This window comes from Helicobacteraceae bacterium, from assembly GCA_031258155.1.
Taxonomy (GTDB): Bacteria; Campylobacterota; Campylobacteria; order Campylobacterales; family SZUA-545; genus JAIRNH01.
The window spans coordinates 1-13,411 of the sequence record JAIRNH010000036.1; the positions used below are offsets into that span (position 1 = coordinate 1).

The window sequence follows — 13,411 nt, forward strand, 5'->3', positions numbered from 1 at the left end:
CGCGGCGGTTGAACTATTTACGAAATTACCCGAAAGGACAAAGATGAGGCGAAAACTGCTCTCTACTTGCTTGTCGCGCTAATCTCGCTGACAAGCGAAGCGGCTACCGAGAGAGAGAGCTTTTTTTGACTTCCGATGATGCGATTAAGGCTTGAGCCAAACTGAACTTGATGAAATCACAATTTATGAATATTAAGTCATTTACGCTTAAATCCGCGCGGGATCAAAAACGCGGCGTTTGCCCAGTAAAACGCTAAGCGTCTTTGCTTAGCAAGGGCGCGTTGATTGCGATGGTATCGGGATATTTCAGACCGCTACCCGTGTTTAGCAAAACGACCTTTTCGCCCGATTTAATCCAGCCGTTTTCAAGCAGTTTCCAAGCCGCCGCAAGCGTAGCGGCGCCTTCGGGACAGACAAACAGCCCTTCGGTTTTGGCGAGCAGGCTTTGCGCCTCTAGCGACTCGTCGTCGCCAACGGCGATCGCCGCGCCGTTTGTAGCGTATAGCGCCTCTAAAACCAGAAAATCGCCTAGCGCTTTTGGCACGTTGATTCCAAAGGCGATTGTGCGCGAGTTTTCGCAAAACTCGCCGCTTGTTTTGCCCGCCTTGAACGCGCGGACAATGGGATCGCAACCGCTTGACTGAACCGCGACGAGACGCGGCGCGTTATCGATAACGCCGATCGCGCGCAACTCTAAGATCGCCTTATATATGCCGATCAGCCCCACGCCGCCGCCTGTCGGATACAAAATTACGTCGGGCGAGCGCCAGCCAAGCTGTTCGATAATTTCAAGCGCCATCGTCTTTTTGCCCTCGATACGATACGGCTCTTTGAGCGTGGATGCGTCATACCAGCCGTTTTGGGCGATCGCTTTGGCTACGACGCGCCCCGCGTCGCTTATAAGCCCGTCGATCAGGTAGAGATCGGCTCCAGCCGCCGCGCATTCGGCGCGGGTTATATACGGCGCGTCTTTTGGCATAACCACAAAGGCTTTTATCCCCGCTTTGGCGCAGTAGATCGCCCACGCAGCGCCCGCGTTGCCGTTTGTGGGCATAGCGAGCGCGCGCACGCCAAGCTCCTTCGCGCGGCTTACGCCCGCCGCCGCGCCGCGCGATTTGAAGGTTCCGCCCGGGTTTAGCCCTTCGTCTTTGAGCGCAAGGTTTTCAAAGCCTAGTCGCGCGCCGATCTTGTGAAGCGTTATCAGCGGCGTGATTGTTTCGCCAAGCGTAACGATATTCGCCTCGTTCTCGATCGGCAAAAACTCGGCGTAACGCCAGAGGTTATAGGGGCGATCGGCGAGTTTTTTCGGCGAAAAAGCGGCTTTGATCTTAGATAGATCGTATTGGACAAGTAGCGGCGCGGCGCATTTTGGACACAGCTGCGCCCTTTGGCGGAAATCCTGTTTTTCGCCGCATTTTGAACACGCTAAATGAGTTGCGAACATCGTATAACCTTTGATAGACGCGGCTTCGCCGCGTTGGGCGAAGCCTTTGCTCGCGCCTTTCGCGGCGCTAGCGCCTAAAACTTGCCGCCCTCGACGATCAGGTCTTCGGGCTTGACAAAATCGCCGTAGTAGGGTTTAAGCGTCTCGTTGAACGCCTTGAGCGCGAACTTCTCTTTGTCGAGTTTCTCAAACGTCGCGTTGATCCAATCTCTTAGCGCGACGTTGCCCTTTTGCACCGCGGGCGCTATCGGATCGACGCCGCCTAGCGAACCTATTCCCACTTTGAAGCCCTTGTTTTCCAGCGCCCAAGCCAACACCAACGTGTTGTCCTGCGTTAGCGCCGCGCCGCGAGCGTCGCGCAACGCCTGAAAAGCGTCCGCGATCTGATCGTATTTTATTAACGATATTTCGGGGTGGTTTTTGGTGAAATATACGTCCGCCGTCGTGCCGCGTATTACGATCAGCTTTTTGTTTTTCAACTGCTTGAGATCGGTAATGTAATCTTTCTCGTGCGAAACCACGCCGATCGCGGTTTTGAAATAGGGATTGGCGAAATCGACGCGCTTTTTGCGATCGTCGGTTACGGTGAAGTTCGCAAAGACTATATCCACCCGTCCGCTTTCTAGTATATCCACGCGCGCGGCGGGTTCTACCAGCGTATATTCGACCTTGTTTTCGTCGCCTAAAAGCTCTTTCGCGAGCCTTTTGACGAAATAAATATCGTAGCCGACGCTTTTGCCGTCTTTATCGACATAGCCAAACGGCGGTTTATCGCCGAAAACCGCGACTTTCAAAACGCCGCGAGCCTTGATCGCTTCCGGCGACGAAGGGTGCGCGTCGGATTTATCCGCGCCAAACATAACGCCAAAAGCCAGCAACGCCGACGCTACAATCCTAAACAACTTTTTCATCTGTTTTCCTTTTATAGGCTAAAGTTAAAGCGGCTCAAAAACCGCTTAGCGCGATCGCTTTTTGGATTTTCAAAAAACCGCTTTGGCGGTCCCTCTTCCACAATCTTGCCCGCGTCCATAAAGATCAGGCGATCGGCGATCGCTTTGGCAAAACCCATCTCGTGGGTAACCACTATCATTGTCATGCCCTCTTTGGCGAGTTCTAGCAGGCAGTCTAACACCTCTCTTACCATCTCCGGATCGATAGAAGCCGTTACTTCGTCAAAGAGCATAACGCGCGGATTCATAGCCAGCGCCCGCACGATCGCGACGCGCTGTTTCTGCCCGCCGCTAAGCTCTCTCGGATAGGCGTTTCTCTTGTCGGCTAAACCCACCCTTTCTAGCAAAACCATCGCCCTTTCTTCCGCTTCCGTCCTCCTTATTTTTTGAACTTTGGTCGGTCCCAGCGCTATGTTGTCTATGACGTTCATATGCGGGAACAGGTCGTAGCTTTGAAAAACCATTCCAATCTCTGTGCGGACAAGCCGTTTGTCGGCGCGTTTGTCGCCGATATTAACTCCGTCAAAAATAATTTCGCCATCGTCTATCTCCTCTAGCGCGTTTATCGTTTTTAACAGCGTGCTTTTGCCGCAACCGGAAGGTCCTATTATCACTAGAACCTCGCCCGATTTAAGCGACAGATTTATATCGCTTAAAACTTCGATTTTGCCAAATCGTTTATATACGCCTTTTAGCGTTAGTAGATCACCCATTAGTATTAACGCTTTGCTCTAGTTTTCTTGATAAGACCGATATAGGATAACAGATAATAAAATAGAGAAAAAATATAAAGCCGTATATCCAAAAAGCCGATCGCGGATTGTTTAGCAGGCTTAGCTCTATTATCTGCTGTCCGATCTTTAATACTTCGACGACGGTTATCATCGCCACGAGCGGCGTGGTTTTGATAATCCGCGTCGCTAGATTGATCGACGCGGGCAGAAGCCGCCGCAAAGCCTGCGGGATTATCACGTAGCGGTAAATCTGAAACTGGCTTAATCCAAGCGCGGCGGCGCTCTGCGTTTGATGAACGGGGAGGCTTGAGATAGAGGCGCGAACTAGATCGCCCGTCTCCGCCGTCCCCCAGATAGTAAAGACGATAATGCCCGTCAATTCGCCGCTCCACCTAACCTCAAAAAGCGTCGCAAAACCGAAATAAAAGATGAAAAGCCATACGATCGGCGGTATGATTCTTATGCTTTCAAGATATAGTTTGTATATAAACCCTACATAGATATTTTTGTTTAGCGCGATCACGCCTACGATAAGCCCGAAAATCGCGGAGAAAAAGATGGATATTAACGCGATCCTGATCGTAACCCACAGCCCGCCCAGCAGCCGTTCGAGATTGTTTAGATCAAATAAAACCTCAATACCCGAAAACGCCAAATTTCACCTTTTTCTCTGCGAAATGAGCGGCGATCGAGATAGGAAGCAGCAAAACAAGATAGGAAAGCGTAAGCATAATTAGCGCTTCGGAGGTTGCGTAGTGGATAGAGATAATATCCTTCGCCACCGCTAAAATATCGCTGATTGCTATTATGCTTACCACCGAAGTTTCCTTAACCAAAAATATGATATTCGCGCCAATCGACGGAATGGAGACGATAAGCGCCTGCGGAATCACGACGTAGAGCGCCGTTTGCAAACGATTTAGCCCAAGCGCGCTCGCGGATTCGATCTGAATTTTTTCCACCGCCTCCAGCCCGCCCCTAAACGCCTCCGCCATATAACTGCCGCCTAAAAACGCAAGTCCGATAAAGGCGCACGATTCGGATTCCAGCTTCAAACCGAAATGGAGAAAAAATAGCTGGATTAGTAGCGGCGTATTGCGCGAAAGCTCGATATACCCTTTTACAAACCAGCCGATATAGGGCGTTTTGTAATATAGGACAAACGCGCAAAAAAGCCCGATCGCGACCGACAAGGCGATCCCGCAAAACGCTAGGTAGAGCGTATAAGCCGCCGCGCTTGCGTAAAGCGGCAAGCTATCTATCATCAAATTGTAATCAAGCGCCATTTACCGCCGCTCGCTTGGCTACGATCATCTATTTGCCTCTTTGCTCAACAAAAATTGTTTCTATATAATTCCGATAGAGATTATAGCATTTTCTCTCTGTTTGCGCCTAGCGGCGTTTGCGAAAGGGCGAAACGACGGCTTCTTGCGCGCTCGCGGCTTTAACGGCGGGCGATCGGGCGCGATAACGACTAAGCGGTTACGCTTAGCTCGCCGCCGCTACCCAGCGCTTCATAAGCGGCGGCTAAAACTTTCTCGGCGTTCTCTAACGAATGTAGCGGCATTGTTTGGGCTTTTTCGCTTCGGTTTGTAAAATCTTCCCTCTCAACGTATTCGCGCAAAATTTTCGCGTTGTTTTCAAAAAGCTCTAGGCGCTCCGCGCGGGACTTATCGGTTTTGGCTATCTCGCGTCTGAGCGCGTTTTGCGCGTCGCCTTCAAAAAGTTCGTCGTATAAATCCCTGCCTGTCGTAATGAGCGTCATATAGACCAGTTCAAGATGTTCTAAATACCGCTCGAAGGCAATTTTGAAAAGCTCGGATTTTACAAATTCGTCGCTTAATTGATATAAATTGATAAACTCTTTTTTTGGTATCGTTTAGGTTCTCTATCTCCCACTCTTTAGCGTCTATCCATCGATCTTTGGCGAATACTTTCTGATCGCCCTCGTTTGGACTTTGCGTTTTATCGTTATATTCGGCGACTAGCCTATTTACGTTATACTCCATACTCTCTTTGCCGTATTTATACGTCTTTTGATCGATCTCGTTGCGCTCAAATTGTAATCTTATTTCTAAAAGCCGATCGATAGCCGCGCCTACTTTTTGTATATTTTTTTCGCCCGCAAATCGTTCCGCGGCGCGTTTTCGTCCGTCAAAAAATTATCGCTTTGAATACCTAAAGGATCGGCGCGCAAAGCGTATATGCCGCCGTAGCCGCTAACGGCTTTTGAAAGCAGCCGCTCTAATTCATAGTTGATTTTTATCTGTTTTTCGTCGATCTGAGCATATTCGCTCGGGTCGAATTGCGTAGCGAATCTCTTAACGCCGTCAAAATACTCTCGCGCGGAGAAGTCGCTACTAACTTTAGCGTTCGCCTCATTAGAACTCTGCGCCGCTTTAGCGTTCGCGTTTATCGTTTCGTAAGTTTTTACGCGAGTTAAAGCGGCGTCGATATTATGTAGGCGATAGCCGAGCGGTTTTCGCGCCGCCGCCGCGATCAACGGCGCGATCTGTTTCGTTTGGCGCCATACCCTAATGGTTTATATCGAAAAACAGCTCTTTCCACGAAGCGGGCTTACTTTTGATCGCGCCTACGTCGTAAAGAAAATCGCTAAAAAGCGTTATATTTTCGGAAGGTTTGATCGAATACTCTAGATCGGCGCTAGCGATCACGCCGTATATCAGATCGTGCGGCTCGCGCGTTTTTGTCGCTCTAATATATAGCGTCGCCGCCTCGCTTTCGTTCGCGTTAATCCAATCGATCGCTTCGTCGAACGCCGCATAGACGGCTTTGGCAAGTTTAGGATTTTTGGCGTAAAAATCTTCGCTCGTCCAAACCATAAGATTGGTATGCAAACCGCCGACTATATCGCGGCTGGTCAAAAAGCGATGAACTAACGGCGATCGCGCTTCGATTGTGTTAAACGGCTCTGTGGCGATATGAATCGTAATATCTTTAACGCCGCTCGTTAAGGCGATTAAACTATCCGGTTGTTTTAGCGTTATCGTTTGCGAGTCAAACTTATCGTAATTTTTAACGCCAAACTCTTTGGCGCTCGCCATCTGCAACAATACCGCCTGAAACGACGACTTAACCGCCGAGACCGCAATTCGATCGCTTTTGTTAATATCGCGCAAACCTGTTATCGACGGATTATTCGTATTGAAATAGTATAGGGCTTGATCCAAAGCGACAAAACCTTTTACCTTCCCCTTAGTTTTATCCCATAGCCTCAAAAACGGCGCCACGCCGCCGCTGACAAAATCCACCTGTCCGGCGATCAGCGCGTCGTTGCCTACCGCGCCGCTTCCAAACGTGATCCACTCCGTAGTAACCTCTCCTAATCCAGCCGCTTTCGCGTGTTTTTCGATTAGGCGTTGATCCTCGATTACGATCAGAGGCAGATAGTTCACGCCGTATTGTTTGCTTAGCCTGACTTCTAACTGTTGCGCAAAAAGCGCCGATACAAAAAGCGCTAACGCTAACGCCGCCTTGTTCATTTTGATCTCCTTTATTGAAATACTCGCGCCAGATCGGAATCCGCGTGGTTGCCGCACCTGCGATAATCGTCGAAATCGATCGACAGACCATATTTAAGACGAAGCTCTTGAAGCCCGATCGTTAGTCGGACGTAATACTCTAGCGAGCCGATTGTTTGATTATGGTTGGCGCCTAGAAAACTGCCCGGTCGCGGTTGCCACACCATGCTAACGGAGCTTACGCCGTTTTGCGCCAGCTCCTCGGCTTCGCTTAAAATTAGCTCCAGCCCCTCCTCCTCGCTTTGAACGCCATAGGGGGGCGCAAGCTCCACGCCCGCCACGACTCCCGTATTTACGCGGCTTGGTCCAAAAACGTCAACCGCGTCGCTTAGGCGTTTTTTCCATTCCTTATAACCCACCCATTTTGCTTTGCCGGGGCATACGGCGTTAAAAATACTCTCTCCAAAAACCTCGATATTATAGGTGAGGCTCGTAACGCCCGTGTTATCGTAAATGCGTTTTATCTGCTCTTTCGGCAACGCCGTGCATATTAGTTGCGCGGGAAAACGCGGCGTTTCAAAGCGCTCTCCGATCGCCTGTAATACTTCGATATAAAAATCGACCTCTTTGTCAAACGGTTTTTCTCCGTGATAATCGCTTCCGCTTGTCAGCGCGACCGCCGTAAATCTGCCTTTTTCTTTCAGCGCCTCGCCTACCGTTTCGCTAACGTCTTCAATTTTGATTCGCGTAGGCATCTCTATCTCCTCGCGTTGCGTTTTTAGGTTATTTACAATATCGCAAAATTTGCAACCCCCGCCGCCGCTCTCGTTCGTCCAAAAATGGCAGTAACGATTCGGCACGACATAAAGGCGTTGCGGACGGGCGCTTACGATATTTTGCATAATCGCGCCGCTAGAGGTTCGCTTGTCGTAATAGTCGGGTTTTTCCCAGAAAAAAACCTCGTCTATAGGCGCGCCTTGATCGCAGGCGATCAGACGATTGTCGATCAGATCGACGACGTATGGATTTTGGTTAAACGGCGTGGGGGTGGCGATGACGGACGTGGCGTCGCGCAGGATAAGCGCTTCGGGACGCGCGGTAAGTTTGCCGTCTCGCGTTCCGAATATATGCGTGCCGCCGCCTTGATGAACGCTTGGATCAAACGAGTCTAAAGCGCGATCGGTATATGCTACGCCGCGTCTGTGCATATCTATTTTGAGAAGCAGCAGGCGCGGAAAATCGGGGTATTTCGCCGCGACTTCGTTAAAGGTTAATTTTTTATTCCCCATCGAATCACCGTCCTTTTTTCTATGGTTTTGAATATGACGTTTTCTACTAAAATCCCAATGAGGATAACGGTAAGCAAGCCCGCGAAGGTGAGGTCTATGTCTAATTGCTGGCGCTTTTCGTAGATGAACCAGCCAAGCCCCCCGCCGCCGCCCGCCACGCCAAAGACAAGCTCGGCGGCGATCAGCGTCCGCCAGCCAAACGCCCAGCTAACTTTAAGTCCCGTTAGTATGCCGCCAAACGCGGCGGGGATCAACACCTTAAACACGAAGCCAAAGCCGCTTAAGCCGTAGTTGCGCCCTACCATGCGCAACGTTTGGCTTACGCTCGTAAAGCCGTTGTAGGTGTTGAGCGCGATTGGCCATATAACCGCGTGGCAGATAACAAAAATAATGCTCGGAGCGCCCAGCCCAAACCACAGAAGCGCCATCGGCAAAAGCGCGATCGGCGCGAGGGGGTTTAGCATAGCGGTTAGCGTCTCTAATAGATCGGTGCCAACCTTGGTGGTGATCGCCGCGATCGTAAGCGTGAGCGCGATCAGTATGCCGCAACCGTATGCGCTAAGCAACATCACGAGCGATAGCGCGACTTTGGCGCCTAGCTCGCCGCTTGCGATCGACTGCCAGAAGCCTATCATCACGGCGGAGAGGGTGGGAAAGATAAGCTCGTTGTCCAGAATAACCGCGTAAATCTGCCATATAACGGCAAGCGCGCAAACGATCAGCGTTTTTCTAACCCACCCGCGCGAAAACACTCTCTGCGCGAGGCTTAACGCAACCTTTTCCTCCGCGCTTTGACGCGCCGCGTTTAGTTTGCCTTCAAGATCGCTTTTATATGACATACTCCACCCTGTCTTTGAATAGTATCGCGTTGATCCGCTCTTTCAAGGCTAGATCGCTCGCCGCCGCGCCGCTTAGCTTGATCGTTTCGATCACTTCGCCAGGGTGCGGACCGAGCATTACGATCTTGCTGCCTAGTATCAGCGCCTCGTCGATGGAGTGCGTTACAAAAACGAGGGTAAAGCCCTCCTCCTGATAAAGCCGCAAAAGCTCCTCTTGCATTTGCGAGCGCGTCAAAGCGTCCAGCGCCGCGAACGGCTCGTCCATCAGCAACGCTTTCGCCTGCGCCGCCAAAGCTCTGGCGATCGCCACGCGCTGTTTCATTCCGCCCGATAGTTGGTGCGGATAGCTATGAGCGAACCCCTCCAAACCCACCTTGCCAAGATAGCGCCGCGCCTCGTCTGCCGCCTCTTTGCGCCTAAGCCGCCGCGCGTGGCGTATAGCGAAAGCCACGTTTTCTAGCGCTGTTTTCCACGGCATAAGCTGATCAAACTCCTGAAACACCATCGCCCGATCGCTGCTAGGCGCTTGGATAAGCTCGCCGTCTAATCTAATAGAGCCGCTCGCGGGCTTGATAAAACCGCCGATCGCTTTCAGGATCGTCGATTTGCCGCACCCCGATCGCCCTAGCAAGATCAATCTTTCGCCTTTGGCGGCGCTAAAGCAAACGCCTTTGACCGCCGTGATCAGATAGCCTTCCGATCGGTATTGGAGGGTGATCTTGTCGATTGATAAAAACTCGCTAGATTGCGTCAAAAACGGCTCTTTTCACTTTTTTTCGGCAAACAGATTTGGCGCGAGCGTTTTTCATTGCCAGCCTTCAAATGTTGATATTCCAAAGCGGAATACTACGCTTTGAACGCTTAAAAAACTAAAGTTAATTGATTGGATTACTAATGTTTGGATCGCCTTCGCGAAAATCGCGGCAAGATTACGCCGTCATTGCGCTACGGCGCTTAAACCTTTTATAATTTCTACGATCAGGGTTAATATCGCGGCACAGAGAGGATCGGCGTTCGCAAGGCAAGTCGCCGTTCAAACGCCGATAATATAAATATAGGCGATCGAAGTAGCCAAAACGACGACAAGCAATCCAGAAAACCACAACGTTGAAACAAAAAAACGTCTCCGCCCTCCCGTCATTCCCGCGAAAGCGCCCGCTTTGAAAAGAGCGCGAGGCGCGCAGGATTGCGGGAATAACGGAGAAGCGGTATAGCGCGCGACTAGCGGCGATCCGTTCTATCGCAAGTCGCGCTTCTTGCGAGCGCGGGCATAACGAGAAAGCCGCGTTTTTTAGCGCGGCGACGGAGCCTTCCGATTAGTATCGGAAGGCTAATTTGCCGATCGCTAAAAACTTATTGGATCGCGTCGAAAAACAGCTCTTTCCAATCTTTAGCTTTGCGCTTTACCGCGCCGGTTTCAAAAAGAAAATCGCTAAAAACCGTGATGTTCGGCAGAGGCTTGGTCTGATAAGCAAGCTCTTTTTTAAGTATCCGCTCGATCAATTCAGGCGACTCTTTGGAGTTATACGAAGCTAAATAAACCTTTGTCGCCTCTTTGGGATTTTTATTGATCCACTCGTCGGCTTCATCCAGCGCCGCGACAATTGATCGCGCCAGCTTTGGATTAGCCTCGTAAAAACTCTCCGTTGTCCAGACGATGTTTGTCGTGTGCGCGCCGCCGAAGTAGTCGTAAGAGCTAAACACCTTGTGGAGCTCGGGGTTTTGCAACTCTAGCGAGCTATACGGCTCTAAGCCGATATGTCCAGTTACCTCGCTTTTGCCGCTTGTGAGCGCCACGAAAGCGTCGGGGTGTTTGAGCGTAACCGTCAGATGATCAAACTTATCGTAGTTTTTCGCTCCAAGCTCCTTTGCCACCGCGATCTGAAGCGCCAGCGCCTGAATGGAGACCTTGACGCTAGGCAGGGCGATTCTGTCTTTATCGGTTAAATCCTTGACCGATTTGACTTTAGGGTTGCTTGAGACAAATACGATCGGCGCGTCGTTTAGCGAGGCTAACGCTTTAACCTTGCCGTTTGTTTTATCCCAAAGCCGCACGAACGGAGCTACGCCGCCGCTGACTAGATCGGCGGTGCCGCTTAAAAGCGCGTCGTTTGCGGTGGAGCCGCCGCCGAACGTCGCCCATTCGACTTTGACGTCGCCAAGTCCCGCGCTTTTGGCGTGTTTTTCAATGAGCTTATGCTCTTCGACGACGATTAAGGGCAGATAGCCCAAACCATACTGCTTGCTGATAACAAGCGAACTTTTTTCGGCGGATAGATTCAGCGCAAGCGCAAAAAACGCCGCCGCGACAACAAGGATTCTCATTGCCGACCTCCTAATGTTGATTTTACAAAGCGAAATACTACACTTTTGTTGCTTAAAAAGCCAAGTTAATCGATTGTATTACTAATGATTTTAAGTTTTCGCGCGGTACAATTGCGTAAATCAACAAAAGGAACTACAATGGCGCTCAACATATTTTGGTTTCTGCCAACGGCTGGCGGCGACGGCAGGTATCTTGGCAAATCCTCGTCGGGGCGGCGATCGACAAACGCCTATCTGCGACAGATCGCGACTACGGCGGAACTGCTAGGTTACGACGGACTGCTTGTGCCAACCGGCAGCGGCAATCTCGATCCGATTGTTACCGCCGCGTCTTTGGCGACGGCGACTAGCCGCATCAAGTTGCTAGTCGCTCTACGCCATACCGCCACAGGCGGACCGACCGTATTCGCTAGGCAGAGCGCGACGCTCGACGAAGCGCTAAACGGGCGGCTAATCTACAATATCGTCCCGGGCGCGTGGCCCGACGATCGCCTGCGCGAAGGCGTAACGCAAAATCACGACGAGCGCTACGAATCCGCCGACGAGTTTTTTACGATATGGAAGCGGTTGCTGCTCGGAGAAAACGTAACCTTCAAGGGCAAATACTACCAAGTGGAGAACGCGGAAAATCTTTATTGGGGCGTTCAAAAACCATATCCCCCGCTGTTTTTTGGCGGCTCGTCTAACGCGGCGCACGATTTTGCCGCCAAGCATATCGACGTTTATCTCAGCTGGGGCGAACCGCCCGAAATGGCGGCGGAAAAGATCGCCGACGTGAAAAGACGCGCCGCCGCGTTAGGCAGAAGCGTGCGTTTTGGCTTTCGGCTGCAAGTTATTGTGCGCGAGAGCGAAAAAGAGGCGTGGGAAGCCGCCCAAAATCTGATTAGCCGTCTCGACGAAGAGACGATCAAAACGGCTCAAGCAAGGCAGCGCAGCTCCGATTCGATCGGGCAAAAACGCATTAGCGATCTGCATAACGGCGATCTAAGCAAGCTAGAAGTCAGCCCTAATCTGTGGGCGGGCGTAGGGTTGGTTAGAAGCGGCGCGGGAACGGCGCTTGTGGGCAGTCCCGAAATTGTGGCGGAGCGTATCAAAGAGTATGCGGCGCTTGGCGCGGATACGTTTGTCTTTAGCGGCTACCCGCACCTCGAAGAGTCGATCCGTTTCGCTGAACTCGTATTTCCGCTGCTTGAAAGAGAGTCTATTTTTGAGAGCGAGCAGGTCGTTACCGGCGGCGGTTTCGAGGTTGGGCAACGCTATCCGATCGCCGGAAAAGCGAGCAAAATAATCAACGCCGCGTAGCGCTAAGCAAAGGCGCGCTTGCGGCTTTTGCCTTTCCCGCGCCAATATATGCGCAATTTTCGTTAGATCGCCGTTCAATCTTACCGTCATACCCGCGCGCCCTATCATTCCAGCACGGAGCGATAGGGCGAGTTTACCGCCCGTAATCGCGAAGCAAAACGGATATCCATCTTTTTGATGATCGTTGTTGTGGGTTCTCACATTTTGTTAAGTCTAATGGAAATAGATTCCCGCTTGCCTGCGCGCCTAGCGCTCCTATCGGGGCGCTTCGCGGGAATAACGAAGGGTGGGAATGACAACCCTCTTTGTCATACCCGTGAAAACGGGTATCCATCTTTTTATGATTGTTATCATGGATTCCCGCCTTCGCGGGAATGACGAGAATGGGTTTTCCGCCTTCCTGCGCGCCTAGCGCTCCTGCCCCGCGCGGGGGGCATTGGGCGGGAAAGACGGGAAGGGCAAGTTGGCGTTGTTACGTCTCCTTACGCGGCGTTATTTTAGTTTTACAATCCAGTAGTCGGGATTGTCGGTAGAGCCGTGATGACCGGTTACATCGCCGTCGGTAGAGTAGCTATAACCAGCGATAATATAACCGTTGTCTTTTGTCTGTTGAATGGAAGTAGCGTAGTCATAGTCGCTACCGCCAAGCGATTTTTCCCATTCAATAGCGCCGTTTGGGTCTAGTTTTACGATCCAGTAGTCGGCGCTGCCTTGGTTTCCCGTTACATCGCCGTCGGTAGAGGCGCTATAGCCCGCGATAATATAACCGCCGTCGTTTGTCTGCTGGATGGAATAAGCCCAGTCATCGGCGCTGCCGCCAAGCGATATTTGCCATTCGATCGAAGGGGGAGACTTTTGCTTATTGTTGTCGTTTCCGCCTCCTCCGCCGCAACCCGCTAACAATATTAGAAAGGTTAGGCTAATTACAGAGAGAGAGAGAGAGAGAGAGGAATCTTTTTTTGACCTTCGATAACGGATTAAGGATCGAGCCAAACCGAGCGAATTGCATTGTAGCGCTCTCCTTTCTTGATAAAATCAAAATTAGC

The 13,411-nt window shown here is 51.2% G+C and carries 15 protein-coding genes; 1 reads left to right on the forward strand and 14 read right to left on the reverse strand.

Going from position 1 to position 13,411, the window contains the following annotated elements; genetic code table 11:
- Window positions 1-253: 253 nt before the first annotated feature.
- The 13 genes from LBF86_05075 to LBF86_05135 all read right to left on the reverse strand — a co-directional run bounded on the left by LBF86_05075 (window position 254) and on the right by LBF86_05135 (window position 11,063).
- Window positions 254-1,444 (reverse strand): threonine synthase, encoded by a 1,191-nt coding sequence (locus LBF86_05075; protein ID MDR0664875.1) that lies wholly within the window; start codon window positions 1,442-1,444, stop codon window positions 254-256.
- A gap of 74 nt (window positions 1,445-1,518) precedes the next feature.
- On the reverse strand, window positions 1,519-2,355 hold the full coding sequence (locus LBF86_05080; protein MDR0664876.1) for a transporter substrate-binding domain-containing protein: 837 nt from the start codon (window positions 2,353-2,355) through the stop codon (window positions 1,519-1,521).
- An 11-nt stretch (window positions 2,356-2,366) separates the two neighbouring features.
- The gene (locus LBF86_05085; GenBank protein MDR0664877.1) at window positions 2,367-3,107 is read right to left on the reverse strand and encodes an amino acid ABC transporter ATP-binding protein; all 741 of its coding nucleotides are present in this window, start codon (window positions 3,105-3,107) and stop codon (window positions 2,367-2,369) included.
- Window positions 3,100-3,783 carry an amino acid ABC transporter permease gene (locus tag LBF86_05090; GenBank protein ID MDR0664878.1) on the reverse strand — a complete coding sequence of 228 codons (684 nt, stop codon included), beginning with the start codon at window positions 3,781-3,783 and terminating at the stop codon, window positions 3,100-3,102. Before LBF86_05090 ends, LBF86_05085 begins: the two co-directional genes overlap by 8 nt.
- Window positions 3,764-4,414, reverse strand: coding sequence for an amino acid ABC transporter permease (locus tag LBF86_05095; protein MDR0664879.1), 651 nt, complete (start codon window positions 4,412-4,414; stop codon window positions 3,764-3,766). Before LBF86_05095 ends, LBF86_05090 begins: the two co-directional genes overlap by 20 nt.
- A 188-nt stretch (window positions 4,415-4,602) precedes the next feature.
- Window positions 4,603-4,893 (reverse strand): hypothetical protein, encoded by a 291-nt coding sequence (locus LBF86_05100; GenBank protein MDR0664880.1) that lies wholly within the window; start codon window positions 4,891-4,893, stop codon window positions 4,603-4,605.
- 10 nt (window positions 4,894-4,903) lie between these two features.
- On the reverse strand, window positions 4,904-5,137 hold the full coding sequence (locus tag LBF86_05105) for a hypothetical protein (GenBank protein ID MDR0664881.1): 234 nt from the start codon (window positions 5,135-5,137) through the stop codon (window positions 4,904-4,906).
- A gap of 89 nt (window positions 5,138-5,226) precedes the next feature.
- Window positions 5,227-5,631 carry a hypothetical protein gene (locus tag LBF86_05110; protein MDR0664882.1) on the reverse strand — a complete coding sequence of 135 codons (405 nt, stop codon included), beginning with the start codon at window positions 5,629-5,631 and terminating at the stop codon, window positions 5,227-5,229.
- A 31-nt stretch (window positions 5,632-5,662) separates the two neighbouring features.
- Entirely contained in the window at window positions 5,663-6,631 is a 969-nt protein-coding gene (locus tag LBF86_05115) for an ABC transporter substrate-binding protein (protein ID MDR0664883.1), read from the reverse strand.
- Between the two features lie 11 nt (window positions 6,632-6,642).
- Entirely contained in the window at window positions 6,643-7,899 is a 1,257-nt protein-coding gene (locus LBF86_05120) for a hypothetical protein (protein MDR0664884.1), read from the reverse strand.
- Window positions 7,881-8,738, reverse strand: coding sequence for an ABC transporter permease (locus LBF86_05125; GenBank protein MDR0664885.1), 858 nt, complete (start codon window positions 8,736-8,738; stop codon window positions 7,881-7,883). The genes LBF86_05120 and LBF86_05125 overlap by 19 nt, the downstream gene beginning before the upstream one ends.
- Window positions 8,728-9,492 carry an ABC transporter ATP-binding protein gene (locus tag LBF86_05130; protein ID MDR0664886.1) on the reverse strand — a complete coding sequence of 255 codons (765 nt, stop codon included), beginning with the start codon at window positions 9,490-9,492 and terminating at the stop codon, window positions 8,728-8,730. Before LBF86_05130 ends, LBF86_05125 begins: the two co-directional genes overlap by 11 nt.
- 599 nt (window positions 9,493-10,091) lie before the next feature.
- A complete protein-coding gene (locus LBF86_05135; protein MDR0664887.1) occupies window positions 10,092-11,063 on the reverse strand; it encodes an ABC transporter substrate-binding protein in 972 nt (323 codons plus the stop codon).
- 138 nt (window positions 11,064-11,201) lie between these two features.
- Here LBF86_05135 and LBF86_05140 point away from each other — a divergent pair, with 138 nt between their 5' ends.
- Window positions 11,202-12,365: an LLM class flavin-dependent oxidoreductase gene (locus LBF86_05140; protein ID MDR0664888.1), complete on the forward strand. Its 1,164-nt coding sequence runs from the start codon at window positions 11,202-11,204 to the stop codon at window positions 12,363-12,365.
- Between the two features lie 492 nt (window positions 12,366-12,857).
- Here the strand turns inward: LBF86_05140 and LBF86_05145 are convergent, their stop codons facing one another.
- Complete coding sequence (locus LBF86_05145) at window positions 12,858-13,268, reverse strand: hypothetical protein (protein ID MDR0664889.1); 411 nt, start codon at window positions 13,266-13,268, stop codon at window positions 12,858-12,860.
- Between the last annotated feature and the right edge of the window lie 143 nt (window positions 13,269-13,411).

What these genes read in the sequence shown, in the direction of transcription:
- LBF86_05075 (MDR0664875.1), bottom strand. Translation starts at nt 1,444, where the DNA reads ATGTTCGCAACTCATTTAGCGTGTTCAAAATGCGGCGAAAAACAGGAT.
- LBF86_05080 (MDR0664876.1), bottom strand. Translation starts at nt 2,355, where the DNA reads ATGAAAAAGTTGTTTAGGATTGTAGCGTCGGCGTTGCTGGCTTTTGGC.
- LBF86_05085 (MDR0664877.1), bottom strand. Translation starts at nt 3,107, where the DNA reads ATGGGTGATCTACTAACGCTAAAAGGCGTATATAAACGATTTGGCAAA.
- LBF86_05095 (MDR0664879.1), bottom strand. Translation starts at nt 4,414, where the DNA reads ATGGCGCTTGATTACAATTTGATGATAGATAGCTTGCCGCTTTACGCA.
- LBF86_05100 (MDR0664880.1), bottom strand. Translation starts at nt 4,893, where the DNA reads ATGACGCTCATTACGACAGGCAGGGATTTATACGACGAACTTTTTGAA.
- LBF86_05105 (MDR0664881.1), bottom strand. Translation starts at nt 5,137, where the DNA reads ATGGAGTATAACGTAAATAGGCTAGTCGCCGAATATAACGATAAAACG.
- LBF86_05115 (MDR0664883.1), bottom strand. Translation starts at nt 6,631, where the DNA reads ATGAACAAGGCGGCGTTAGCGTTAGCGCTTTTTGTATCGGCGCTTTTT.
- LBF86_05120 (MDR0664884.1), bottom strand. Translation starts at nt 7,899, where the DNA reads ATGGGGAATAAAAAATTAACCTTTAACGAAGTCGCGGCGAAATACCCC.
- LBF86_05125 (MDR0664885.1), bottom strand. Translation starts at nt 8,738, where the DNA reads ATGTCATATAAAAGCGATCTTGAAGGCAAACTAAACGCGGCGCGTCAA.
- LBF86_05135 (MDR0664887.1), bottom strand. Translation starts at nt 11,063, where the DNA reads ATGAGAATCCTTGTTGTCGCGGCGGCGTTTTTTGCGCTTGCGCTGAAT.
- LBF86_05140 (MDR0664888.1), top strand. Translation starts at nt 11,202, where the DNA reads ATGGCGCTCAACATATTTTGGTTTCTGCCAACGGCTGGCGGCGACGGC.